The organism is Vreelandella halophila (assembly GCF_009856365.1).
In the GTDB taxonomy this organism is placed as follows: Bacteria; Pseudomonadota; Gammaproteobacteria; order Pseudomonadales; family Oleiphilaceae; genus Halospina; species Halospina utahensis_B.
In genome coordinates, this window is record NZ_WMEX01000003.1 from 292,249 (window position 1) to 315,346 (window position 23,098).

At 64.0% G+C, this 23,098-nt stretch carries 23 protein-coding genes; 11 read left to right on the forward strand and 12 right to left on the reverse strand.

From position 1 onward, the window contains the following. Window positions 1-15 precede the first annotated feature (15 nt). Window positions 16-585, forward strand: a complete 570-nt coding sequence (locus GLW01_RS06995) for a cyclin-dependent kinase inhibitor 3 family protein (protein ID WP_160898618.1) — start codon at window positions 16-18, stop codon at window positions 583-585. Here GLW01_RS06995 and GLW01_RS07000 read toward each other — a convergent pair. Further along, window positions 578-1,360 carry a PhzF family phenazine biosynthesis protein gene (locus tag GLW01_RS07000; RefSeq protein ID WP_160898619.1) on the reverse strand — a complete coding sequence of 261 codons (783 nt, stop codon included), beginning with the start codon at window positions 1,358-1,360 and terminating at the stop codon, window positions 578-580. The genes GLW01_RS06995 and GLW01_RS07000 overlap by 8 nt on opposite strands. A gap of 117 nt (window positions 1,361-1,477) precedes the next feature. Here GLW01_RS07000 and GLW01_RS07005 point away from each other — a divergent pair, with 117 nt between their 5' ends. From GLW01_RS07005 to GLW01_RS07015, 3 genes are read left to right on the forward strand one after another with little or no spacing between them, the layout of a single operon-like run. Then, the gene (locus GLW01_RS07005) at window positions 1,478-2,107 is read left to right on the forward strand and encodes a SatD family protein (protein ID WP_160898620.1); all 630 of its coding nucleotides are present in this window, start codon (window positions 1,478-1,480) and stop codon (window positions 2,105-2,107) included. Between the two features lie 12 nt (window positions 2,108-2,119). Continuing rightward, a complete protein-coding gene (locus tag GLW01_RS15505; RefSeq protein ID WP_202405606.1) occupies window positions 2,120-2,812 on the forward strand; it encodes a hypothetical protein in 693 nt (230 codons plus the stop codon). A gap of 22 nt (window positions 2,813-2,834) precedes the next feature. Next, window positions 2,835-3,704 carry an alpha/beta fold hydrolase gene (locus GLW01_RS07015; protein ID WP_160898621.1) on the forward strand — a complete coding sequence of 290 codons (870 nt, stop codon included), beginning with the start codon at window positions 2,835-2,837 and terminating at the stop codon, window positions 3,702-3,704. 4 nt (window positions 3,705-3,708) lie between these two features. Here the strand turns inward: GLW01_RS07015 and GLW01_RS07020 are convergent, their stop codons facing one another. Next, window positions 3,709-4,218 carry a retropepsin-like aspartic protease family protein gene (locus GLW01_RS07020; protein WP_160898622.1) on the reverse strand — a complete coding sequence of 170 codons (510 nt, stop codon included), beginning with the start codon at window positions 4,216-4,218 and terminating at the stop codon, window positions 3,709-3,711. A 2-nt stretch (window positions 4,219-4,220) separates the two neighbouring features. Further along, window positions 4,221-4,979, reverse strand: a complete 759-nt coding sequence (cysZ, locus tag GLW01_RS07025; protein WP_340162440.1) for a sulfate transporter CysZ — start codon at window positions 4,977-4,979, stop codon at window positions 4,221-4,223. 129 nt (window positions 4,980-5,108) lie between these two features. Between cysZ and GLW01_RS07030 the strand changes: the two genes are divergently transcribed. Next, the gene (locus tag GLW01_RS07030) at window positions 5,109-5,780 is read left to right on the forward strand and encodes a GNAT family N-acetyltransferase (protein ID WP_202405607.1); all 672 of its coding nucleotides are present in this window, start codon (window positions 5,109-5,111) and stop codon (window positions 5,778-5,780) included. A 108-nt stretch (window positions 5,781-5,888) separates the two neighbouring features. After that, window positions 5,889-7,169: a DUF4013 domain-containing protein gene (locus GLW01_RS07035; RefSeq protein WP_151440909.1), complete on the forward strand. Its 1,281-nt coding sequence runs from the start codon at window positions 5,889-5,891 to the stop codon at window positions 7,167-7,169. Between the two features lie 20 nt (window positions 7,170-7,189). Here GLW01_RS07035 and GLW01_RS07040 read toward each other — a convergent pair whose 3' ends face one another. Then, window positions 7,190-8,671, reverse strand: a complete 1,482-nt coding sequence (locus GLW01_RS07040) for a rhomboid family intramembrane serine protease (protein ID WP_160898623.1) — start codon at window positions 8,669-8,671, stop codon at window positions 7,190-7,192. Between the two features lie 153 nt (window positions 8,672-8,824). Here GLW01_RS07040 and GLW01_RS07045 point away from each other — a divergent pair, with 153 nt between their 5' ends. Beyond that, window positions 8,825-9,505, forward strand: coding sequence for a type 1 glutamine amidotransferase domain-containing protein (locus GLW01_RS07045; RefSeq protein ID WP_151440907.1), 681 nt, complete (start codon window positions 8,825-8,827; stop codon window positions 9,503-9,505). Between the two features lie 25 nt (window positions 9,506-9,530). Here the strand turns inward: GLW01_RS07045 and bamE are convergent, their stop codons facing one another. Next, on the reverse strand, window positions 9,531-9,842 hold the full coding sequence (gene bamE / locus GLW01_RS07050) for an outer membrane protein assembly factor BamE domain-containing protein (RefSeq protein ID WP_192497356.1): 312 nt from the start codon (window positions 9,840-9,842) through the stop codon (window positions 9,531-9,533). A 359-nt stretch (window positions 9,843-10,201) separates the two neighbouring features. Here bamE and GLW01_RS07055 point away from each other — a divergent pair, with 359 nt between their 5' ends. The 3 genes from GLW01_RS07055 to GLW01_RS07065 all read left to right on the forward strand — a co-directional run bounded on the left by GLW01_RS07055 (window position 10,202) and on the right by GLW01_RS07065 (window position 13,079). Continuing rightward, complete coding sequence (locus GLW01_RS07055; RefSeq protein ID WP_151440906.1) at window positions 10,202-10,639, forward strand: hypothetical protein; 438 nt, start codon at window positions 10,202-10,204, stop codon at window positions 10,637-10,639. A gap of 134 nt (window positions 10,640-10,773) precedes the next feature. Then, a complete protein-coding gene (locus GLW01_RS07060) occupies window positions 10,774-12,402 on the forward strand; it encodes a GGDEF domain-containing protein (RefSeq protein ID WP_160898624.1) in 1,629 nt (542 codons plus the stop codon). 32 nt (window positions 12,403-12,434) lie between these two features. Further along, a complete protein-coding gene (locus tag GLW01_RS07065; RefSeq protein ID WP_160898625.1) occupies window positions 12,435-13,079 on the forward strand; it encodes a class II aldolase/adducin family protein in 645 nt (214 codons plus the stop codon). On the opposite strand, the gene GLW01_RS07070 is transcribed toward GLW01_RS07065, so the two are convergent. The 4 genes from GLW01_RS07070 to GLW01_RS07085 all read right to left on the reverse strand — a co-directional run bounded on the left by GLW01_RS07070 (window position 13,076) and on the right by GLW01_RS07085 (window position 18,586). Next, a complete protein-coding gene (locus GLW01_RS07070) occupies window positions 13,076-14,107 on the reverse strand; it encodes a proline racemase family protein (protein ID WP_151440903.1) in 1,032 nt (343 codons plus the stop codon). The two genes, GLW01_RS07065 and GLW01_RS07070, sit on opposite strands and share 4 nt — an antisense overlap. Then, on the reverse strand, window positions 14,104-15,267 hold the full coding sequence (locus GLW01_RS07075; RefSeq protein WP_151440902.1) for a zinc-binding dehydrogenase: 1,164 nt from the start codon (window positions 15,265-15,267) through the stop codon (window positions 14,104-14,106). The genes GLW01_RS07070 and GLW01_RS07075 overlap by 4 nt, the downstream gene beginning before the upstream one ends. A gap of 1 nt (window position 15,268) precedes the next feature. After that, window positions 15,269-17,506 carry an NADP-dependent isocitrate dehydrogenase gene (locus tag GLW01_RS07080; RefSeq protein ID WP_151440901.1) on the reverse strand — a complete coding sequence of 746 codons (2,238 nt, stop codon included), beginning with the start codon at window positions 17,504-17,506 and terminating at the stop codon, window positions 15,269-15,271. Window positions 17,507-17,581: 75 nt separating this feature from the next. Next, window positions 17,582-18,586, reverse strand: coding sequence for a histone deacetylase family protein (locus GLW01_RS07085; protein ID WP_151440900.1), 1,005 nt, complete (start codon window positions 18,584-18,586; stop codon window positions 17,582-17,584). Between the two features lie 269 nt (window positions 18,587-18,855). Between GLW01_RS07085 and GLW01_RS07090 the strand changes: the two genes are divergently transcribed. Continuing rightward, entirely contained in the window at window positions 18,856-19,842 is a 987-nt protein-coding gene (locus GLW01_RS07090) for a zinc-dependent alcohol dehydrogenase family protein (RefSeq protein WP_160898626.1), read from the forward strand. Window positions 19,843-19,848: 6 nt separating this feature from the next. Here the strand turns inward: GLW01_RS07090 and dsbG are convergent, their stop codons facing one another. From dsbG to dsbD, 3 genes are read right to left on the reverse strand one after another with little or no spacing between them, the layout of a single operon-like run. After that, the gene (dsbG, locus tag GLW01_RS07095) at window positions 19,849-20,424 is read right to left on the reverse strand and encodes a thiol:disulfide interchange protein DsbG (RefSeq protein ID WP_160898627.1); all 576 of its coding nucleotides are present in this window, start codon (window positions 20,422-20,424) and stop codon (window positions 19,849-19,851) included. Beyond that, window positions 20,421-21,251: a TlpA disulfide reductase family protein gene (locus GLW01_RS07100; RefSeq protein WP_160898628.1), complete on the reverse strand. Its 831-nt coding sequence runs from the start codon at window positions 21,249-21,251 to the stop codon at window positions 20,421-20,423. The genes dsbG and GLW01_RS07100 overlap by 4 nt, the downstream gene beginning before the upstream one ends. Window positions 21,252-21,262: 11 nt before the next feature. Continuing rightward, entirely contained in the window at window positions 21,263-23,077 is a 1,815-nt protein-coding gene (gene dsbD / locus GLW01_RS07105; RefSeq protein ID WP_160898629.1) for a protein-disulfide reductase DsbD, read from the reverse strand. Between the last annotated feature and the right edge of the window lie 21 nt (window positions 23,078-23,098).

The following is a 23,098-nucleotide window of genomic DNA, read 5'->3' on the forward strand; positions in this document are numbered from 1 at the left end:
GGCCATTATTGGCCCATGTCGCTGTCCTGGCTGGAACCGCTGCCCATTGATGTTATCCGCGCCCCGGAGACCCGGGGGCGCATTGGCATGAGCTATTGCCCGGGCCGTTACCTGCGCGGTTGGGGCCTGATGGGCGGCCAGCGGGATCTGGATAAGGATCTGGACACCATCAGACGCTGGGGCGCCCGGACCATGGTGACACTGGTCCAGGATTCCGAGCTCCGGACGCTGGGTGTGCCACACATGGCGGAAACCGTACCCGCCCGGGGGTTTGACTGGTTCCACGCGCCCATCCGGGACTTCAGTGCCCCGGGCAGCGCCTTTGAACTGGCCTGGGCCGAGGCGGGGCCGGTCGTGCGGGAGCGGCTGCGCCAGGGCGAGGACGTGCTGCTTCACTGCCGTGCGGGTCTCGGACGCACAGGCACGGTTGCCGCCCGGCTGCTGGTTGAGTTCGGGCATGAACCGGAAGCCGCCATAGCCACCGTGCGCCGGGCAAGGCAGGGCACCGTGGAGAACGCTGAGCAGGTCGAGTACGTCCACAGCCTTGCCGAGCTCCAGAGCCTGGCCTGGCGGGAAATCAGCTGACCTCGATACTGCCGCGCAGATACTCCACGCAGCGCCCGCCGATACGCACCCGCTCGCCGAGCCACTCGCAGTCCAGCTCACCCCCGCGCGCCGAAACCTGCCGGGCGCTGAGATGATGGCGCCCAAGCTGTTCCGCCCAGTAGGGGATGAGCGTGCAATGCGCCGACCCCGTCACCGGATCCTCGGGCACGCCGGCGCCGGGTGCGAAGAAGCGCGATACGAAGTCAACGTCCGTTCCCGGTGCCGTCGTGATGACGGCAAACGTATCCAGGTTGGCGACCGCCGCCAGGTCCGGCCGCAGGTTGCGCACGGTGGCCTCATCCTCGAATACCACCATCCGGTCACGACTCTCCCGCACGTCCACCGGCCGGGCCCCCAGGGCCGCTTCCAGTTCCGCCGTGACGGCGCCCTGCTCGCCGGCACGCGCCGGGAAGTCGAGACTGAGCACATCCCCGGAACGGATGACGGATACCGTGCCGCTGCGGGTTTCAAAGTCAATGCGTTGGCGTTCGGGCATGTATTCGCGGAACAGGACATAGGCTGCCGCCAGGGTGGCATGCCCACACAGGTTCACCTCCACCGTGGGCGTGAACCAGCGCAGCTTGCAGCTCTCCCCGCCGGGAATCACGAAGGCTGTCTCGGCCAGGTTGTTCTCCGCCGCAATGGCCTGAAGGGTCTCGTCCGGGAGCCATTCGTCCATGGGGACCACGGCCGCCGGGTTGCCGCCGAAGAGGCGATCGGTGAAGGCATCAATCTGGTGGATGGCGTAACGCATGAATCGTCCCTGTAATACAGTTCTGGGTTAAAAAACCCAATTAAACCATTTTGGTTTAAAAAGACAAAATAACCTGATATGGTTTACTCTGTGATCACGCTCACTGGAGCTGGCACCATGAACCACCTGGTGATGATCGCCGATGTCATCGGCTCCCGACAACTGGCCAACCGCGGGCAGGTCCAGACACTGCTGGAAGCCGAGCTGCACACGCTCCACAAGGACAGGACTGGACTGGCCTCCCCCTACACCATCACCCTCGGCGATGAATTCCAGGCCGTATTCAAGGGTGCGGACCGGGTCTTCCCGGACATCCTCGCCATCCTGCGGGCACTGCATCCAGTCGGGCTGCGCTTTGCTCTCGGGATCGGGCCCATCACCACCCGGATCAACCCGGAACAGGCCATCGGCATGGACGGCCCCGCCTTCTACCAGGCACGTGACCTGCTGGAACGCATGAAGAAAGACAGACGGATCCTTGCTGTGGCTGGCCTCCCGGAGGACGATGGCCTGCAGGAGAGCGCCCTCGGCCTGCTGGACCACCAGCTCCGGAAATGGCGGCCCAACCGGCTCGACATCCTGCGGCTGCTGTTGCAGGGGTGGGAAGCGGGGACCATTGCCGACCATCTCGACATCACGGAACAGAGTGTGTACAAGAACATTCGTGAGGGCGGCCTTGAACATGCCATCCAGCTGACCCAGGCCCTGACCGGGCGCATGAACAACGCCCTGGCGCGCACCGACTGAAACGGAGTTCCCATGGCCATTCTTCTGTTCCTCAATGCCTGGCTGCTCACCCGTCTCTGGTTCACCTTCCGGGACCGGCCCCTGCCCACGCATGAATGGACCGGCCTGGCACTGGTCCAGGTGGTGCTGATCGGCGTGCTGACACCGGGGCTGCATACCCTGGCCCTCATTCCAGCCGTGATCGCCTCGCTTGCCCTTTCCGAGGCCTGGATGCCAAAGGAACGACTCAACGAGGGGCGCCTGGCGGGCGGTGCACTGGTAGCGGTAGTGGCCTTCCTTTCCGCCCATTACGGGATGCCCGGCTCCTGGCTGCTGCCCGCACATCCACCGGCGGTGCTGCGGCCGGCCCTGCTGGGTCTGCTCGGCTTCCTGTTGGTGGCGAACGAGACCAACCTCGCCATCCGTTCCCTGCTCCACCGCTTCCAGATGGAGCCCACCACCTCCAGCCACGGCGAGCCGGACACCGTGGACGACCGCGAGTACAACGCCGGCCGCGTGATCGGCATGCTGGAACGCTGGCTCATCTACCTGGTGGTGGTCTTCGCCCAGAACTACAACGTGATCGCGCTCATACTGGCTGCCAAGGGCTTTGCCCGGTTCCGCCAGCTGGAGGAGCGGGAATTCGCGGAATACGTCCTGATCGGGACCCTGGCCTCGCTGCTGTTCACCGTGGTGATCGGCCAGTCCATCCTCTATTTCTTCTGATCCATGCCAAGGAGGGAGACCCATGTCCCTGAGCCCTGCACGGTCCATTGATACCGAGCGCGGCCGTTTCACCTGGCGTGAAGGCGGCGACCCCGCCGGAACCCCGGTCGTCATGATCCACGGCTGGCCTGAGAGTTCCTGGTGCTGGGCTCCGGTCAGTGACCACCTTAAGCCCGGCCTGAGAGTGATTGCTCCGGACCTGCGCGGTCTGGGTGACAGCGAGCGCACGGAAGGCGCGGAACACTACCGCAAGCAGAACCTCGCTCAGGACGTGATCGCCGTGATGGATGCGCTGGGCATCGAGCACTTCCAGTTGGTGGGACACGACTGGGGCGGCGTGGTGGCCCAGGAAATGGCCCTGGCGGAGCCGGAGCGCGTGCAGCGGATGGTCATCCTGAACATTGCCATCATCAACAATCTGCGCGGCAATCAGGAGGTGATCGAGAAGGTTCGCGGCTCAGGCGGTGCCCAGTACTGGTATCAGCACTTCATGCAGACGAAAGGGCTCCCCGAGGCCATGATCCCGGGCGCGGAGACCGAGTGGCTGGGCTATTTCCTGAAACTGGCCAATCGCGAGCCCTTCCCGGAAGAGGCCTTCAACGAATACGTGCGCACCTTCCGGATACCCGGCACGCCTCACACCAGTGCCAACTACTACCGCACCTTCCATGACGACGCCAAACGCTGGGCCACCCTCGCCGATCATGTCTGGCCGATGCCCGGGCTCTACATCTATGGCAACCAGGACCACGTGATCCTGCCGGAATACCTCAACCATATTGAGGAGTGCTTCAAGTCCATCAGGGTACGCGAGGTGGAAGCCGGGCACTTCCTGCAGGAGGAGCAGCCAGAGGCGGTGGCGGAGCATCTGAACGGCTTCCTGGCGCCCTGAGTCGTCAGGGGCCGGCGCGCCGCAGCGTCAGGACGCCGTCCTGCTGGGAGAAGTCCACCTGCCCCAGGGCGCTCATGCCCAGCAGCGCCATGTCGTCGTCCATGGAGGGGCTGATGGTGCCCGGAACATTCCGGAAGCGCATATCACCGAGGCGCAGCTCCGGGATCGTGGTGCTCCAGACCGTGACCGTGCCGGCCGCAGTACGTGCCCTGCCGCGACTGTCGCGCTCGAGCCCCGCCCGCTGGGCAATCGCGTCCGAGACGGTCACCCGGGTTGCCCCGGTGTCCAGGATGAAGGTCACGTCGGCCCCGTTGATGCCGCCCCCCGCGACATAGTGACCCTGCCGATTGGCCTCCAGCTCAATGGACTGGACACCGTTGACCATTTCCGTTTCAGGAGTCTGGTTCGGGTTCCGCTGACTCTCGGTAATACCGCCAAAGAACCAGGTGGCACCCCCGATCAGCACCAGCCAGAAGCCGCCGAAATACAGCAGGTAACGGGTCTCGCTCGCCATGCCTAGGCGGCTCCTCTCTGGTCCGCATCCCGCATCTCCCGGGTCCAGTACACGGTGGCGCCACACACGGCCGCCGGCACCAGCACCAGGTTGACCAGCGGCACCATGGCCAGAACCGCCACCGGCACCCCGAAGCCCAGCGCCGTCAGCCGCTGGGTCGCCACGCGCTTGCGCAGCCCGTCGAAGGAAACACGGTGGTTGTCCGCCGGGTAATCCACGTACTGCAACACCATCATCCAGCTGTTGAACAGGAACCAGAGCAGCGCAGCCAGCAGGTTCACCACCGGGATCAGCCCCAGCACAAACAGCACCAGTGCCCGGGGCAGGTAGTAGACGATTTTCCGGACCTCCCGATACAGGGCACGGGGAATGTCCTTCACGATCTGGAGCCAGCCGTCGTCCGGTGTCAGCGTTTCCCCGGCGATTTCCTTCTCCACCAGTTCGGAGAGGTAACCGTAGAAGGGCGACCCGATAAGATTGGCCACCATCACAAAACCATAGGCCAGCAACAGAAGGATCACCAGGCCGTAGAGGATCCAGAACACCCAGTCCAGAACCTGGAGCCACTCCCAGTCCGGAAGCCAGCCCATGGCAGCGTCCACCATCACGGCGTAGCCCTCACCCAGCAACCAGATGAGCACACCGAACACGACGATGTTCAGGATCAGCGGCAGCACCACGAACAGGCGCAGTCCCGGCTGGCGGATCAGCCGGAACCCCTCGCCCAGATAGCCCATGCCACGGAATGGATTGCCTCGCACGTTGCACTCCTCCGGAGAACCAGTGATGACCCGGGAGCCTACCACGCCAGCCCAAACAGCGCTGCCCTGTGCAGCCCGTCTCCGGCGGGCCATAATAACGCCAGGATTACCGGATGGAGAAAGGCGACCATGAGTGATGAGGACGATACACGCCCCAGCCCGGGTGCCATCCGCGAGCCGGCCATGCGCCGCTCCGGCTGCGGCTTCCGGTATGAACCCGGGGAACTCAGCGGCGGCGTGGATTTCTCACGGGCCCATGAGCTTCTGAACGGTGCCAGTGAACCGCTACTGCGCGATGCCACCCCGGATGACGCTGATGCCATCGCCGAACGCGTGAACAGCGCCTACCGCGGCGACATCAGCCGCCAGGGCTGGACCACGGAGGCCGACCTTCTGGGCGGCCAGCGCACCGATGCCCCGATGATCCGGGAACTGCTGGCGGAGTCCCTGTTCCGGCTGGCATGGCAGGGCGACACCCTTGTCGGTACCCAACAGATTGAGCACCTGGATGCCAACACCGCGGAACTGGGCATGCTTGCCGTGGCACCGGAGCACCAGGGCGAGGGGCTTGGCCGGCGCCTGGTCACGGATGCGGAACAGACCGCCCGTTCACGCCTGGGCTGCCGTACACTGCGCATCCGTGTCCTCCATCAGCGCTCAGAGCTGCTGCGCTGGTACGAATCCCTGGGGTTCACACGCACCGGCGAAACCGCCCCATTCCCCGAGTCCCCACGCTTCGGCGAACCCAGAGTGGCCGATCTGTGGTTCCTGGTGCTCGAGAAACGACTCGACGCCGGCTGATTTGCCGTCCAGCGTCGGACATTCTATCTTCCTATCAACGTTCGATGACCCAGTCGGTCAGTACGGACAGGGCATACCCTCAAAATCAGGAATATCCACGGAGGATCCATGAGTTCAATTGCCAGGGACAGCGGCCGGGTACCCCCGGTCTGGGAACGTCTGCCACAGATCTTCGGCTACCCTTTCAAAACCGCCTGCCTGACCACGCTCGGGCTCGCCGCCATACTCTACCTGATCGGGATGGTGGTCCCGCTTCTTGGCCTTATCCTGGTGATCGCCGCCTGGGTGGTGCTCTACAAATTCGCCTATGACGTGCTCGAGGCCACTGCCCGGGGCTGGATGGATCCACCCGAGATCCAGCGCAAGAGCAACAGCTGGGTGCTGGTGAAAACCTTCGTGCTCTTCGTGGTCCTGGGGTTCGCGGTTACCGGCATTGCGATTGTCACCGGCTCCCTGACACTGGTCGCGGCTGCTGCCATTTTCATCGTACTGGCGCTGCCGGCGGCCATCATCACCCTGGCCATGAGCAACAGCCTGATGTCGGCACTCAACCCGGGCACCTGGGTCGGCATCATGCGCTCGGTGGGCTTTCCCTACTTCATCGCCTCGCTGCTGCTGTTCATGCTCTCGGTCAGTCAGGGCATGGCGGAATCCCTGGTGGCGGGCCTGTTCGGGCCCAGCCTGGCAGGCCATGTCGGGGTATTCCTGATTGGCGGCTACTTTCTCATCGCCTCCTTTCACCTGATGGGCTACCTGGTTTACCAGCACCATGACATGCTGGGCGTGGAACAGGAGGTCACCGCCGCTGACCGGGCCCGTGCCGCCAACCCAGACCTCAGCCCACTGCTCCAGGAGGTGGAAGGCCTGGTGGCGGAAGGCAGCGTGGACGAGGCGATTGAGCGCCTGCAGAAGGAGCTCCGCCAGAGCGGCCTCCAGCCGGAAGAGCACGAGCGCTACCGGAAACTGCTGCGCCTCCAGGGCCGCACGGATGAGCTGCTTGCCCACTCCCGGGAATACATCTCCACCCTTCTCTACGGGCTGGAACAGCCCAAGAAAGCCATGAGCATCGCCGAGGAAGCGCTGCGCGTTGATGCCAGCTTCCAGCCGGAACACCCGAAACAGGTGCGCGACCTGGCCCGCCTCGCGGACCAGTACGACCACCATGAGCTGGTCATCCGCCTGACCAGCCCCTTCGGCAAGCAGAACCCGAAGCACCCCCACCTGCCGGAGAACTACTTCCTCGGCGCCAAGGCGCTGTTCGAGGGCCGGGGTGATGAACAGAAGGCACTCAGGATCCTCCGCCAGCTCCAGAAGCACTTCCCGGACCATGAACTGCGCGAACGGGTGGATGAACTGGCAGAGCGGGCGGAACGCATCGCGACAAGCTGACCCGCCCTGCCCGGGCGGGCTCAGTCCTGGATCTGGCGCAGCGCCCGCATCATGGCCGGATCACTGGTCAGCCGCTGCACGGCCTCCATGTAGGGCCGGGCATCGTCGCTCCGGCCCTGGCGCCGCAGCTGCTGGGCGGCGATCAGGCAGGCCCGGGGCAGTTCCTCCGGTGTCTTCTTCAGCCGCAGCAAGCGGTCCAGTAGCAGCAGCCCCTCCTCCAGCGCCTCCCAGCGCAACAGACGGCAGCACAGATCCGTGACCTGGCTGGCTGTAAGCTTCAGGTTGGCGCGCTGGCGGTAATCCGCAAAGGTTTCCATGACCAGCGCACGCTCCTCGGCGCTATCCCCGGGCAGGGCCAGGATGCGGCCGGCGGCGTCGTGCAGATCCGGGTCCTCTTTCTGGATCTTACAGGCGTGATACCAGCTCTCCAGTACGGCGGTATCGTCGGCGTTACGCTCCAGCAGGGGCCGGAGCCGGTGTTTGGCGCGCGTCACGTTCAGGGCGGCCAGGTCCTGCCGGGCCGCTTCCAGTGCCTCCCGGTCATCCTCGCGATGGGACTCCTCCTGCAGGAACCCATCACGCTGCCACCCCAGGGCCCGCACACCGGCGGCGATCAGGGCGCCGGTGGCGATACCGCCCGCATGGGCCTCATAGGCCACATTGCTGCCCTCCGCCAGCAGGAACTGCAGCAGCTCCCAGCCCAGCCATACCGGCAGAAGCACAATGGCGGGCGCACGCACATAATCGAAATAGACCCAGACCCAGTAGAAGAAGCGCACCCTGAGACGCCCGTAGAGGACGGTGAACAGCCCCATGAGCCCAGCAATGGCGCCCGACGCCCCGAGCATGCCGGTTGGTGTGCCCCAGTGGACCGCCAGGGACAGGGCCGAGCCTCCAAGCCCCGCCACCAGGTAGGCCGTCAGGAACAGACCCGGCCCGAGCGCGCCTTCCACCAGAATGCCCAGCAGCAACAGGAACAGCATGTTACCGACCAGGTGCCCCACACCACCGTGCAGGAACATGTGGCTGAGCAGGGTCACCGGCTCCACATCGTCATAGTGCATCATGTACTGGCGCGTAAAGCTCTGGTCCATGAGCCGTTCGAACTCGGCCCTGTCGGCCTGCCAGTCGGCATACCGGTCGCTGTCCGGGTCAATGATGTCGCCGGATCGCAGCGCCGGCAGGAAATCCGGATGGGATTCCACCATGCGCGAGCGGGCAAGCGCGATGCGCCGGGCTGCCACATCATTCTCCGCCGCCCTGTCGAGCTGTTCCATCTGGTTGCGGAATTCCATTTCATAGCCGGGAACGAACTCCTCCAGCCAGGCCCACTCCCGCTTCTCGAGGCCACTCTCCTGATAGTACGAGGCCGCCTGCTGCATGACTTTGGTGTCGCCACCTTGAAAGATGGCGAACACGGCACCATTCAGGATTACCAGCAACAGGGTTACGAGCGGAAAGTTCTTCCGCGAAACAGCTTTATGGAGCGGAATGATCAGCATGGTTGGGCGTCCTTTTCTGTGTCCGGCTTCCTTTGGACCCGGGTCCGGGGAGAGCATAGCCCATTAACCGCCCGTAGCCAGCCCCGATCCCACTGACGGGATCCGTACATCACCACAGCGTGATCACCCACACGAACAGACAGGGGGAAACCCATGAAGATCCTGATGGTCCTGACATCGCACAGCGACATGGGCAACACCGGCCACAAGACCGGTTTCTGGCTGGAAGAGTTCACGGCACCCTACTACGCATTCCGCGATGCCGGAGCCGAGGTGACACTGGCCAGCCCCGCGGGCGGTCAGCCTCCGGTTGACCCCAACAGCGAGGCGGACGATGCCCAGACCGAGACCACTCGCCGCTTCCAGACGGATGAGGACGCGAAAACAGCGCTCGCGACGACACAGAAACTCTCGGACCTGTCGATCGACGGGTTCGATGCCGTCTTCTACCCAGGCGGCCACGGCCCGCTCTGGGACCTGGCGGAGGACGCCGACAGCATCCGTCTGATCGAGAACGCCGCCAGACAGGACAAGGTGATCGGTGCTGTCTGCCACGCCCCTGGTGTCTTCCGGCACGTTAAGGGTGCGAACGGCGAACCGCTGGTCAAGGGCCGGGAGGCAACCGGTTTCACCAATACCGAAGAGGAAGCAGTGGGTCTTTCCGAGGTCGTGCCCTTCCTGGTGGAGGACATGCTGGAGGCCAATGGCGCGGATTACCGCTGCGGGGATGACTGGAGTTCGTTCGTGGTCCGCGACGGCAGACTGGTAACCGGCCAGAATCCGGCCTCATCCGAGGAAACCGCGAAAGCGGTCCTGAATACCCTGAAGCAGTAACGGGCCCGTCTGGGCCCGTTCAGGGTTACTGGGTGGTGTTGTAGACGTAGGAGTCGACCGTGCCGTCCTCGTTGAAACGCACCACCAGGTCCGTGGTTTCCGCTTCACGGAAGGCGGACCAGCGGTACTTGGCATAGGTCCAGGTCCGCTTGCCGTCTTCGAGACCAGTGCGCCACGGATCGCCGAACATGGCTTCAATGTCCGAGCGGGTCGTCTCGCCGACATTGATCTCTTCCACCTTGTGAGTGGCAAAGTCTTTGCCGACACTGGCGCAACCGGCAGCCACGAGCATCACACCTGCCAGAAACACGCCTGCGAACTGCTTGCCTGTGCGCATTACACTACTCCCTTTACGGATGTCGCCCCTATCCTACCCAGAGCCTTCCGGCACTGAAAGTCACGACCAATTGCCGTTTATTCATTCCGCTACCACTTGCTTTGGGTCGCCCTGCTGACCTACATTGGTCGCGTTCCGCAGCGAGGGGAACTCCGGTGAGAATCCGGGGCTGTCGCGCAACGGTATGGTGGTTCCGCCACTAAGCCCGATTACCTCCTCGGAACAGAGACTGGAGCCTTCGCGTCAAGGGTGAAAGGTCGGAAAGGGCACTGCACCACTACCATCCCGTGCCCCTACCCTCCGTTTCGACTCCGCGTTGGCTTCTCCAATAATCCTCTGAAAGACTCAAGGAGAAGCCCGTGTTGGAAGCTACCATCCATTCCAATCCCGAATCCGTTCATACCGCCGGTATACACACCAGCGCTGAAACCGCTGGCCTGGACACCCTTATCCTGCAGAGCAGGCTGACCCGCAGCGCCCGGCGCCTTCTGGAAGCCATGGGGGTGCGCATTGAACCGGTGCGCTGGGACAGGATCGCCGGCCCCGCCGTCTACCGCCTGGCCTGCGCACAGCGCCGCCCCGTTCTCCACTGGCTGCCGCCCGAGGCCTCCGAGATGCTGATGGAGGATCTGCGCCGCGAGGAGGATGACCCGCGCACCCCCGAATGGGCCCATGACCTGCTGCGCCGCCAGCGTGCCGGCACCCTGCTGGACATGGATGACGGCATCGAGTTCGGGGACGACGGCATCGATGCCGGCCTCGTCCTGCATGATCTGCTGCGCCATCCCGGCGCCTGAACCAGCCGCCGGTCTCTGCGCTACATTCCGTCACAGGGATGGTGACGATGCTCACACTCTGTAATCGGCGCTGACAGCCATTCGGGAGTAGGCTGAATTGAGGCTTGCGACCAAACCAACAGGGAGGTTTGGCAATGGTGATGTCCGGCGGCTACCAGGCCCAGTCTTCTCATACCCTGATGCGGGTAGGGCTGGGCTCTATCGTCCTGCTGCTGGTTCTGGCGTTCGGGGCCGCCACGGCCCTGATTGAGTTCAAGACCGGGGTGCGCGCCTACGCGACCGGAGAAAGCCTCTGGTCCAAGGGGCGGCAGGCCGCCGTCTACCACCTGAACCGATACACAGAGACCGACGACCCGGCACACCTGAACCAGGCCCGCGAGGGCCTGGTAACGCCGCTGGCCTACCGCAAGGCACGCCAGGCGATGACCGCATCGCCCATGAAGGCCCAGCGCGCTGCCGAGATGTTCCGGGAGGGGGGGAGCCATGCCGATGACATTCCCCGTCTGATCAACGTGTACCGCTACATGGGGTATTCGAGCCTGTTCCATTCCCCACTGCAGATCTGGCGGGATGCGGACCCGCATATCCTTCGTCTCGAGGAGATCCTGACGCTGCTGTCGGAGGACGAGATCGACAGCGCCGAATACCCCAATCTCCGGGACGAGGTCGACCGCATCAACCAGGAGCTGGTGGCCATGGAGTCCGACTTCTCCTCGAGCCTGGGCCGCATCGACCGCACCCTGAACGGGCTCCTCCTGCTGACCGTGGCCACGGTTCTGGCGCTGGCCGGCGTGCTGGTGACAATGCTGTTCGTCAGTGCCGCAAGGCGCATGGCCCGGACCGAGGATGAGCTGCGCACCACACTGGAACACGCAGCCGTGGGCATGGCCCGGCTTTCGCTTTCCGGCATCATCCGCTCGGCCAACCAGCGCTTCGCCCAGACCCTGGGTTATCCCCAGGATTCCCTGGAAGGCATGCAGCTGGACCAGCTTCTGCTGCTCAATGAAGGCGAAACCGCCCTGGATATGCCCAGCCTGCGCCACAGGGTCCTGCGTCACGGCACATGGACTCTGACCCGCGATGAACCCTGGACCCGGGAGGACGGTACGCCGCTCTGGCTGGAATTCACCTTCAGCGCGGTACGCGACCACCGCGGCCGTATCGCGGACTATATCGTGGTGGTGGACGACATTTCCCACCACCGGAGCCAGGTGGAGAAGCTCAGCTATGAGGCCAGCCACGACTCACTGACCGGGGCCATCAACCGCCGGGAATTCCTCAACCGTCTGGCCATCTGCCTGGAGAACACCGGTTACGAACGCAGTCGCCATGCCCTGTGTTTTGTGGACCTGGACTATTTCAAGGAGATCAATGACACCCACGGCCACCAGGCCGGGGATGACTGTCTCATCCAGCTGTGCCGGATCATCCGCGCCCAGCTGCGCGAAGGCGATATCCTGGCCCGCCTGGGTGGCGATGAGTTTGCCCTCATCTTCACCTACTGCCCCGTGGATGTGGCCGAACGCCTTGCCGAGGAACTGCGGCAACGGATCGCGGATCACATCTTCAGCTCCGGCAGTATCACTTTCAGGCTGAGCGCTTCCATCGGCGTTACCGAGATCCGCAGTCATCACGGGGATCCGGAATCCGTCATGGAGGCCGCCGACCGGGCCTGCTACGGCGCCAAGGAGCACGGGCGCAATCACGTCTACGTGGTCAGCCTGGATGACCCGGATACCGAAAAGGCTCCCGGCGGCTCTTGAACGCCACCGGTCGATCAGGGAAAGTGTGCGTCATGACTCTGGACGCACAGCTTGTAGACACAGCCCGGGCAATGAACGCCACGGGCCTCAATCAGGGCCGGTCCGGCAATGTCAGCGCCCGTTGCGGCGATGGCATGCTGATCACGGCCTCCGGATGCCATTTCGACGACATCACGCCGGAACACCTGGTGGAAACCGACCTGGATGGCCGCTGGCGCGGCCCTCTCAAACCCTCCAGCGAGGCCTCTTTCCATGCCGCCATCTATCGCCAGCGCCCGGATGCCGGTGCCGTTATCCACGTGCACTCTCCCTGGGCCATGAGCCTGGCCTGTCTGCACCGCCGCATTCCCCCCTTCCATTACATGGTTGCGGTGGCCGGTGGCACGGACATCCCCTGCATCCCCTACGCTACCTTCGGCACAGAAGAGCTGGCGCAGCACGTGGCCCAGGGGCTCGCGGACCGGGATGCCTGCCTGATGGCCAACCATGGGCAGGTGGCACTGGCGGACACACCAGCTGCGGCACTGGAGTTGGCGCAGGAAGTGGAGCACCTGGCCCGCAGCTACGGGCAGCTCCTGCCCATCGGCGAACCGGTGCTTCTGGATGATGATCGGATGGCGGAGGTTCTGGGCCGGTTCAGCAGTTATCGCCGCAACGCCCAGACCACCGGAACCTAAGACGACACGATGTGCTGCAGCCCGCTGCACTCGACCATGGGGTCATCACAGTTCACCACGATGTCCGAGTGGGCCAGCACGTAGCTCTTGCCGGTGATGGTGTTCTCCACCACCTGGTGCGGGCCTTCCTGGTGGACGCCGGTGAAATTGCCGATGAAACCGGTCTCGCGCAGGGAGACCGTCTCAAGACGGTCACCGGGCTGAATACGGCCTTCGTAGTGCATCAGCGCCAGGCGTGCAGAGGTGCCAGTGCCGGTCGTGCTGCGACAGATCACTCCCGGATGCACATAGGTGGTGGAGCGGGAGCGGTAGAAATTGTCCGCCACCTGCTCCACCGGACCCATGAAGTGCAGGAACGGCAACGGCCCCACGTCCCCGAGGGTGTAATGGGAAAAGCCCCGCTCCGCCTGGATGGCCTCGACGATGCGATGGGCGCAGTCCGAGAGGTCATCCTCTTCGTCCAGCGTCAGGTCAAAGCCCAGGTCGGTGGCGTCCACCAGCGCATAGAAACCGCCACTGTAGGCCACGCTGTAGGTGACGTCGCCCAGTGAGGGCACATGGATGGTATGACGGTAGCTGTCGATGTAGCTGGGCAGCCCTTCACAGGTAATGGCCTCGACCACACCGTTCTCCACCCGGGCTTCCACCTGGACCAGGCCCGCCGGCGCCTCCAGCTGGAACCGCTGGGTGCCCTCCTGCTTGGGAACGATCCCCTGCTCGAGCACGGCGGTGGCGGTGCAGATGGTGTTGGAGCCGGAGTAGATGGGGTAGCCCATTACCTCCATGATGATGTAGCCGGCCGCTGCCTGCGGGTCCGCAGGCGGGACCAGCAGGTCCACGGACATCTCCGGGATCCCGTAGGGCTCGAACAGCAGCAGCTTACGCAGGCCGTCCGCGTCCCGTTGCAGGTACTCCATCTGCTCGCGCACGGTACTGCCGGGCAGTGGTGCGATACCACCGGTCACGATCCGGCTTACGTCCCCGCCGGCATGGGTGTCCATCAACCGCAGGGTCAGGTCATTGCTCATGATTGGGCCTCAATGGCGTAGGGCGCACCCTGCGCGTCCCACTCGCTGTCGGGAACGATGACGATCTTGCCCAGGTAACCACTGCCGCGATTGACGAAGTATTCCTCCGCCTCACGCAGCGCCGAAAGCCGGAAGGCCCCATGCAGGACGGGTTTCAGCTGCCCGGACCGGATCCAGGCCACCAGCTGCTCCGCCTCCTCGCGGGTCCCGTGGGACACCCCGAAAATCTGGACCTGGTACAGGTAGATCCGCGTCCACAGCACCTCACTGACGTTACCGGCGCTGGCACCGGCAATACTGAGCCGTGGATAGGTGCTTCGGCGGGTCATGTCCGTGATCATGGTGTCGATGAATCGGTCAGTCATCGTGCCACCGGCCAGGTCCATGACCGCGTCGATGGGCTCGCCACCGGTCTCGGCCATAACCCTGTCCGTGAAGCTCTCCATGTCCGAACGGTCCAGTACCGCCTCGGCACCCAGCTCCTTCAGCGCCGGAGCCTTCTCCTGCTGGCTGAGGGCATAGGGAATGGCGCCCATGATGCGACAGAGCTGGATCAGGGCCGTACCCACACCGCCACTGGCGCCGGTCACAAGGACCCGCTCACCCGCGGTCACACCGGCCACGTTCAGCATGTGCACTGCCGTCTGGTAGGAACACATGCCCAGGGCCGCGAGTTCGGCATCCGCCAGCTCCGGATTGTCCACCCGGTGGAACTGGTCCGAGGGCACCGCGATGTACTCGGCGAAACCACCATCGGCGCCGTGACCATAGTAGTCCGGCGTCAGGTTGATGTCGCGGCGGTCATCCGGATAGAGGTTGAAATCAAGAAGGCCGCGTTCACCGACGCGGCCCTCATTCACTCCTTCGCCCACGGCCACAACACGGCCAGCCACATCGGCCCCCTGGATACGGGGAAAGGTGAGCGTGGGCTCGCCGCCCATGGCGAACGAGGCCACCTCCTCTTTGTCCTTCGTGGGGTACAGGCCCTCGCGGGCCTTACGGTCGGTGTTGTTCTTGGCCGTGGCACTGACCTTCACCAGCACCTCGCCCGGTGCCGGGCGCGGTGTGGCTACATCCGTGTGGTACTGCAGCTGATCCACACCCCCGTGGCCCATCAGCTGCATCGCCGCCATGGTCTCGGGGACGGACACTTCGCTCATATCAGTCCACGAACTCGTCGATGATGGCGTTCAGGGTCTCGCTGGGCCGCATGGCCTGCTTGATCTTCTGGGCATCCGGGTAATAGTAGCCATCAATGTCCACGGACTGCCCCTGGATGTCGATCAGTTCCTGCAGGATCTGATCGGCGTTGTCTTCCAGCTTCTTCGACATCTTCTGGAAGTGCTCTTTCAGGTCCTTGTCCTCATCCTGGTTCGCCAGTTCCTCGGCCCAGTACCGCGCCAGCCAGACGTGGCTGCCCCGGTTGTCCAGCTCACCAGACTTGCGCGAGGGCGAGCGGTCCTCCTCCAGGAAGCGGGCCGTGGCCCGGTCCAGGGTCTGCGACAGCACCGCGGCACGCGGATTGCCCTGCTTGTCGCCCATGTGCTCGAGGGAGACCATCATGGCCATGAACTCACCCATGGAGTCCCAGCGCAGGTGATCCTCTTCCAGGAACTGCTGCACGTGGCGCGGCGCGGAGCCACCGGCACCGGTCTCGAACAGGCCACCGCCCTTGAGCAGCGGAACCACCGAGAGCATCTTGGCGCTGGTGCCCAGCTCGATGATCGGGAACAGGTCCGTGAGGTAGTCACGCAGCACGTTGCCGGTCACCGAGATGGTGTCCTTGCCACGGACCATGCGCTCCATGGTCCAGCGGATGGCCCGGTCATAGCCCATGATGCGGATATCCAGACCCTCGGTATCGTGCTCCTTGAGGTAGTGTTCCACCTTCTGGATGAGCTGGGCGTCGTGGGCCCGCTCCGGATCCAGCCAGAACACCGCCGGCATGCCACTGGCGCGGGAACGTTCAACCGCGAGGCGGACCCAGTCACGGATCGGCTCGTCCTTGGTCTGGCACATGCGCCAGATGTCGCCTTTCTCAACCTCGTGCTCGAAGACGGTGTTGCCGTCGTCGTCCACCACGCGGACGATGCCGTCTTCCGGCAGCTCAAAGGTCTTGTCGTGGGAGCCGTATTCCTCGGCCTTCTGGGCCATCAGACCCACGTTGGGCACGGTGCCGATGGTGCTGGGATCGAAGGCATCGTGGTGCTTACAGAAGTTGATCACTTCCTGGTAGATGGTGGCGTAGGTGCTCTCGGGGATGACCGCCTTGGTGTCCTTGAGCTTGCCGTCCGTACCCCACATCTTGCCACCATCGCGGATCATGGCGGGCATGGAGGCATCCACGATCACGTCACTGGGCGTGTGCAGGTTGGAGATGCCCCGGTCGGCGTCGACCATCGCCATCTCCGGGCGGTTGATGAAGCAGTCCCGGATGTCCTCCTCGATCTCGGAACGCTCGGAGAAAGAGAGGTCCTGGATCTTCTGGTACAGGTGGCTCATACCATCGTTCGGGTTCACCCCGATCTTCTCGAACAGTTCCCTGTGCTTCTCGAACACGTCCTTGAAGTAGACGGTCACGGCGTGGCCGAACACGATCGGGTGCGAGACCTTCATCATCGTCGCCTTCACGTGCAGCGAGAACAGAAGGCCGGCACGGCGTGCCCCCTCGATCTCCTCTTCCAGGAACTGGCGCAGCTGAGCCACGCTCATGAACATGCCGTCGATGACCTCGCCTTCCAGCACCGGCACGCTGTCCTTGAGGACCGTGGTCTTGCCGGTTTCCTTGCCTTCCAGCTGGATGCGGACATTGCCCGCTTTCTCCATGGTGGTCGACTGTTCACTGTGGTAGAAGTCGCCCTTGCGCATGTGCGCCACGTGGGTGCGCGAGGCCTGGCTCCACTTGCCCATGCGGTGCGGATGCTTCTTGGCGTACTCCTTGACCGCGTTGGACGCACGGCGGTCGGAGTTGCCCTGGCGCAGTACGGGGTTCACGTTGCTTCCCAGCACCTTGGCGTAGCGGTCCTTGAGGGCCTTCTCGTCATCGGTCTGGGGGTTCTCCGGGTACTCCGGCAGCGGGTAGCCTTTTTCCTGCAGCTCCTTGACGGCCGCCCGAAGCTGCGGGACGGAGGCGCTGATGTTGGGCGTCTTGATGATGTTGGCATTCGGGTCCTGGGTCAGCTCCCCGAGCTGCTGCAGGTAATCCGGAACCTGCTTGTCCTTCGGGAGGTAATCGGGGAACTGGGCAAGGATACGGGAGGCAAGGGAGATGTCGGAGGATTCGACCTTGATGCCTGCGGGCGAGACAAAGGCCCTGACAATGGGCAGAAAGGAGTAGGTGGCCAGCGCAGGTGCTTCGTCGGTCTCGGTATAGGTGATGGTTGGCTGTTTATCTGTCATGAGTGCCTCTGTCCTTCAGCGTTGTGGCGGGAGGGCAATTGCGCGCCTCCCGTTTGTAGATGACACCGGGCGGCGTCACTTCAGCCCGGTGAAGAAAGCCGTTGCGTTGTCCGCCAGCGACTCCAGGTGGTAGCCGCCTTCCTGGACCACGAGCGTGGGCAGGCCCAGCTCGCTGATCAGCCCGCCCATGCGCTCGAAGCCGCTCTGCGAGACTGCCACTTTCGCCTGCGGGTCGTCCTGATAGACGTCAAAGCCGAGCGAGACGACCAGCACGTCCGCGTCAAACAGGCGGATGGCGCTGCGCGCCTCTTCCAGACGCTCAAAGAAGGTCGACTCCGGGGAGCCGTGTGGCATGGGCATGTTGATGTTGTAACCGAAGCCCGCGCCTTCGCCGCGCTCGGTCTCATGGCCGCTGACCACCGGGTAGAAATTGGTGGTATCGCCATGGATGGAGATATAGAGCACATCGTCGCGGTCGTAGAAGATCTCCTGGATGCCCTGACCGTGATGCATGTCCGGATCCAGGATGGCCACGCGCTGGAAGCGGCTGCGCAGGGCCTGGGCGGCAATGGCCGCGTTGTTCAGGTAGCAGAAGCCGCCTGCGGCGTCGCGCCGCGCGTGGTGACCCGGCGGGCGCGACATGGCATAGGCGCGCTGCTCACCACCAAGCAGTTCATCCGCCCCGGAAAGCGCACTCTGGGCCGACCAGTAGGCCGCTTCCCAGGTCCCCTCGCCGATGGGGCAGCTGCCGTCCGCCTGGTAGCGGGCGCATTCGGCCAGGATGCCGTGCATGTGGTTAGGGGCGCGCACGAAAATGTTGGACATGACTTCCTCGCCCCAGTCCTCCGGCCAGCGCCGGTGCGCGGACTCCAGGAAACGCAGATACCCGAGGTCATGCACCGCCCCGATGGGAGCCATGCCGTGATCCACAGGCTCCGCAACCTGCATGCCCACGTTCTCCAGGCCCGTGAGCAGCTCCGGCGTGCGCTCTGGAATCTCCTGCGGCGGACGCATCTTGCCGCGCGTGAGGTAGGTCAGCGGACGGTGCCGGTTCTGCGAGGGATGGAAGAATGCTTTCACGGAGGACTCCTTTGGCAGTGTTCGGTGCTCGGATCGGAACTTGCTCAGCCCCCATCATAATAGACGTCCGGCGAGTCTGCCTTTGCGGATCACCGAAAGACCCGGCTTCGCTCCGGTTTCCGGGGACCCATTGTACGCTTCCCGCGTCCATTTTGCGTCCGACCTTGGTCGAAGATGCCACTGGTGACCCCGGTCGGCAATCCATGCGCTTTACATGAGAGTACAACGGAATACGCTGAACAACACACACACCAGCAGGGAGCATCCCCATGCTCAAGGCGCAATACAGCAGTCGCGGCCCCGTCCCCCAGGACGTTATTGAAGCCGTTTCCGAAGAAACCCCGAAACCCGGCAGTGGCCAGGTGCTGCTAGAGGTGCTGGCGGCGCCCATCAACCCGTCCGATGTCCTTACCCTGACCGGCGACTACGGCATCCTGCCAGAGCTGCCGGCGGTCGGCGGCAATGAGGGAGTTGGCCGCGTCGCCGAGGCCGGTGACGGCGTTTCCGGCCTCGACCAGGGCCAGACCGTGCTTCTGCCGGTGGGATCCGGGACCTGGTCCAGCCATGTTCTGGCAGAGGCGAAGGACCTGGTACCGCTGCCCAATGACGCGGACCCGAAGCAGCTCAGCATGATGACCATCAACCCACCCACCGCCCTGCTCATGCTGCAGGAGTTCGTGGATCTGAAGGAAGGCGACTGGGTCATCCAGAACGCCGCCAATTCGGGCGTTGGTGGCTACCTGATCCGGCTGGCGGCCCAGAAGGGACTGCACACCGTTAACGTGGTCCGGCGCGAATCCGCCGTGGCCGGTGTTGCGGCCCAGGGCGGCGACGTCACCCTGGTGGACGGTCCCGACCTCCACAAACGCGTGAAGGAAGCCACGGGCGGCGCCGACATCCGTCTGGGCATCGATGCCGTGGGCGGTGACGCTACCGACCATCTGGCCAACTGCCTGACCGCCGGCTCCCCCGTGGTCAACTACGGCATGATGAGCGGCCAGCCATGCCAGATGTCGCCGGCGAACGTGGTCTTCCGTGACATCTCGCTGCGCGGCTTCTGGCTGTCACGCTGGTTCAGCCAGGCTGGCCGTGACCAGCAGATGGCCATCTACAGCGAAGTAACCCGCCAGATCGCCAGCGGCGCCCTGAAGGCTCCGATTGCCGCCGAATACGATGTCAGCGACATCAAGCAGGCCGTGGCGGCCGCCGCCTCGGGCGAGCGCGACGGCAAGATCCTGGTCGTGCCACAGCACTGATGCTGGTCACTCCGGCTTCTGGCTGCCCATGATCGCGGGCATTTCCCGGGGCCGGGGTGCACCCTGCTTGGCCGCCAGTTCGCCATTCCCATCCCAATAGATGGTGGTGGGCGTGGCCCTGGCGCCCAGGTCCCGCATCAGGAAGTTGTTCTCCCGGACCTGGCCTTCCGCTTCCTTCACGAGCGCCTCGTCGGGCTCGATCCCGCCACTTTCATAGGCTTTCCGGTTTTCCGCCAGTTTCGCTTCAGGATCCTCGCTGCCGAGAATCGTGGCCGCCTTGGGCGTGCTGCTGCGCTTGATGATCCCGACCATGATGTGACGCAGCTGGACTCGGCCCGCTTCGATCCAGGGCGCGGCCTGTTCGCGGAACTGATCGCAGTAGGGGCAGTTGGGATCGGTGAAGGTGTAGATGATCCTGTCCGCGTCATCAGCGCCGTCCTGCACCCAGTTGCTGTCCTCCAGGGTCTGCCAGATGGCGTCGCCATCCATGGTCTGCTGCTGGGCGTGGGCCGGCAGAGCCAGAGCCAGGATCAGCAGGAGGCCGGCGGCAAGCCGGTAGGCTCCGGTGTTGAGGGGACTCATTGGTTGTTATCTCCTTTGTCGGTTTCGAATTCGGAAAGGTTATCCGCGAGGGTCGCGCTGGAGAGCTCACCATGATGGACGGTCACCAGCTGCCCGGATGCGTTGTAGAAAAGCGTCGTGGGCAGCCCCTGGCTGCCGGTATTGGAAGCCACCTCGCGCCTGCGGTCCAGGACCACGTTGCGCAGCGTCAGGTCATGTTCATCAAGGAAACTGTTGATGGTCGGTGTACCTTCCCCCTGATTGACGAACACAAAGGCGATATCCCCGTGGCTTTCCTGAGCATCTTCCAGCACCGGCATCTCACGCACACAGGGAGGGCACCAAGAGGCCCAGAGGTTGACCACCATGGGGCGGCCGTCCGCCAATGACGCCAGTGGCCGCTCACTGCCTTCGCGTGATTCCACCGTCAAATCCGGAATCCCCTGCCCCTGGACCTGCATCAGCTTGATCAGACCAAAGGGAAGCGCCCAGACCAGCACACCGACGGTCACCGCAATCCCGAGCGCCTGGCGCAGCGCCGGATGACGCCAGAGCTGCCAGGCGGTTACCGCGACACAGCCGATCAGGCCGGAAACCAGATGGAAGCCGCCGTCGCGGATATCGATGATGCCCAGCGGGTCATCCCGGTAGTGATCAAAGTAGAGCACCACGAAACCAATCCGCGCACAGACCAGCGACCAGAGCAGAATATCCGTCAGCGGCCCGCCCACGCTCACCTGCTCACGGCGCCCTGCCACGGCTCCGGCAAACAGCGCCACTGCAAAGGCCACGATCATCAGGACCTGGGCAACCGGAAGGCTCAGCGGCCCCACGGCGATTGATGACATCAATACCTCCTTCACAGTGACGACGCGCCCGTAGCGGAAAGCCTTTCCAGGAAGGCCTCGCTGCTGATCTCGCCGGTGACACGATAGCCACGGCGCTCCTGCCCATCCGGGCCGATCAGCATGATCGTGGGCGGTCCCACCACCTTCAGTTCATCCATCAGTGCCTGATCCGTGCGGTCGTTGGCGGTGACGTCCGCCTGGAGCAGCTGCACATCCGCCAGCGCCTTCTGGACCCTGGGATCACCGAAGACCTCTTCCTCGATCACCTCGCAGGTGATGCACCAGTCCGCATAGAACTCCAGCAGGGTCCACCGCCCCTGCTCTCCGGCACGGGCCACCGCCTGATCCAGGTCCGAAGGTGACTTGATCACCTCGAAACCGGCCATCCCATCATCGGTTTCTCCGGTGTCACCGGCGGGCTCACCGCCCCCCACAAAGGGTGTCAGCGGGGAGTACAGGGCACTGCCGCCGCCAGCCGCGCCGACCAGCATCAGAGCGCCCCAGAGACCCACCACCAGTGCCAACGCCGCTGCCAGAGCCCGTGCTGGTTCAGCAAGGGCGGCATGGCGCACTGCATTCAGCGCCAGAGCCGAGACAATGACCGCCAGAACGCCCCAGAGTGCCATGACTACATGATCAGGCAGGATACGCTCCAGGAACCAGACAGCGGTACCCAGAAGAATCACCCCGAACACCGCCTTGACGCCGTTCATCCAGCTGCCGGGTTTCGGGAGGAAACTCGCTCCAAGGGTGCCGAATGCCACCAACGGCGCGCCCATGCCCAGCCCCAGGGCGAACAGGCCCAGACCGCCGTTGAGCGCGTCACCGGACTCGGCGATGTACAACAGAGCGCCCGCCAGCGGCGCGGTCATACAGGGGCTCGCCAGCAGGGCCGAAAAGAAGCCCATCAGCGCCGCACCACCCAGATGGCCGCCCGTCTGGCGACCGTTCATCGCCTCAAGACGCTCCCGGATAAAGGCCGGCAACTGAAGCTCATAAACGCCGAACATCGACAGTGCCAGCAGCACGAAGAGCACCGCCAGGCCACCGATGAACAGCGGCACCTGGAACGCGGCCTGAAGATTGGCACCGATCAGCCCCGCCGCTGCCCCAAGCACCGCATAGGTTGCTGCCATGGTGACCACGAAAGTCAGCGACAGCCAGAACGCCCGGCCGCGCGCCGCCTGGCTGCCCACAATCACCGCGGACAGGATGGGAACCATTGGCAGCACACAGGGCGTGAAGACCAGAAGCAGGCCCAGCCCGAAGAACAGGACCAGATTCCAGGCCAGGCTGCTGTCCGCGAGGCTGCTGGCCAGGTATTCATCCTCCGCTTGTGGTGCTGCCCCGCCAGCCTGTTCAGCGTTGGGATTCCCGCCATCACCGTCACCGGGACTGGCCGTTTTTCCCTCCAGTGTCACAGTGGCACTCTGGGGCGGATAGCACAGGCCCTCGTCCGCGCAGCCCTGCCAGCTCAGCTCCAGGGTGCGGGCTTCCCCCGGGTCAATCAGCACCTCGGCCTGACCGTAATAGACCTCGGACTCCCCGAAATACTCGTCGGTGATGATCTCGCCTTCCGGGTAGCTCACGCTCGCGGGCTCAGCGTCCTGGCCGCTCACGGTCATACGTTTGCGGTAGAGGTAGTAATCATCCGCAATATCCCACGCCAGACGGTACTGATCACCGTCGGGAACCAGCTCGTACTGGAACGCCTCCTCCGGGGATAGAAAATCCGACTGATCAATGGCCGCCTGAACCGGTATCATGCCGGCAAGCATCAGGAACAGGGCTGCCATCACCGTCGCTGCTGACTGGGTGTGTCTCATTCTGTCTCCCTGCTGTTCACG

What these genes read in the sequence shown, in the direction of transcription:
- bamE (WP_192497356.1), bottom strand. Translation starts at nt 9,842, where the DNA reads ATGCGCACAGGCAAGCAGTTCGCAGGCGTGTTTCTGGCAGGTGTGATG.
- GLW01_RS07060 (WP_160898624.1), top strand. Translation starts at nt 10,774, where the DNA reads ATGGTGATGTCCGGCGGCTACCAGGCCCAGTCTTCTCATACCCTGATG.
- GLW01_RS06995 (WP_160898618.1), top strand. Translation starts at nt 16, where the DNA reads ATGTCGCTGTCCTGGCTGGAACCGCTGCCCATTGATGTTATCCGCGCC.
- GLW01_RS15505 (WP_202405606.1), top strand. Translation starts at nt 2,120, where the DNA reads ATGGCCATTCTTCTGTTCCTCAATGCCTGGCTGCTCACCCGTCTCTGG.
- GLW01_RS07020 (WP_160898622.1), bottom strand. Translation starts at nt 4,218, where the DNA reads ATGGCGAGCGAGACCCGTTACCTGCTGTATTTCGGCGGCTTCTGGCTG.
- dsbD (WP_160898629.1), bottom strand. Translation starts at nt 23,077, where the DNA reads ATGAGACACACCCAGTCAGCAGCGACGGTGATGGCAGCCCTGTTCCTG.
- GLW01_RS07000 (WP_160898619.1), bottom strand. Translation starts at nt 1,360, where the DNA reads ATGCGTTACGCCATCCACCAGATTGATGCCTTCACCGATCGCCTCTTC.
- GLW01_RS07040 (WP_160898623.1), bottom strand. Translation starts at nt 8,671, where the DNA reads ATGCTGATCATTCCGCTCCATAAAGCTGTTTCGCGGAAGAACTTTCCG.
- GLW01_RS07035 (WP_151440909.1), top strand. Translation starts at nt 5,889, where the DNA reads ATGAGTTCAATTGCCAGGGACAGCGGCCGGGTACCCCCGGTCTGGGAA.
- dsbG (WP_160898627.1), bottom strand. Translation starts at nt 20,424, where the DNA reads ATGAGTCCCCTCAACACCGGAGCCTACCGGCTTGCCGCCGGCCTCCTG.
- GLW01_RS07075 (WP_151440902.1), bottom strand. Translation starts at nt 15,267, where the DNA reads ATGAGCGAAGTGTCCGTCCCCGAGACCATGGCGGCGATGCAGCTGATG.
- GLW01_RS07080 (WP_151440901.1), bottom strand. Translation starts at nt 17,506, where the DNA reads ATGACAGATAAACAGCCAACCATCACCTATACCGAGACCGACGAAGCA.
- GLW01_RS07045 (WP_151440907.1), top strand. Translation starts at nt 8,825, where the DNA reads ATGAAGATCCTGATGGTCCTGACATCGCACAGCGACATGGGCAACACC.
- GLW01_RS07100 (WP_160898628.1), bottom strand. Translation starts at nt 21,251, where the DNA reads ATGTCATCAATCGCCGTGGGGCCGCTGAGCCTTCCGGTTGCCCAGGTC.
- GLW01_RS07065 (WP_160898625.1), top strand. Translation starts at nt 12,435, where the DNA reads ATGACTCTGGACGCACAGCTTGTAGACACAGCCCGGGCAATGAACGCC.
- GLW01_RS07030 (WP_202405607.1), top strand. Translation starts at nt 5,109, where the DNA reads ATGAGTGATGAGGACGATACACGCCCCAGCCCGGGTGCCATCCGCGAG.
- GLW01_RS07090 (WP_160898626.1), top strand. Translation starts at nt 18,856, where the DNA reads ATGCTCAAGGCGCAATACAGCAGTCGCGGCCCCGTCCCCCAGGACGTT.
- GLW01_RS07005 (WP_160898620.1), top strand. Translation starts at nt 1,478, where the DNA reads ATGAACCACCTGGTGATGATCGCCGATGTCATCGGCTCCCGACAACTG.
- GLW01_RS07015 (WP_160898621.1), top strand. Translation starts at nt 2,835, where the DNA reads ATGTCCCTGAGCCCTGCACGGTCCATTGATACCGAGCGCGGCCGTTTC.
- GLW01_RS07070 (WP_151440903.1), bottom strand. Translation starts at nt 14,107, where the DNA reads ATGAGCAATGACCTGACCCTGCGGTTGATGGACACCCATGCCGGCGGG.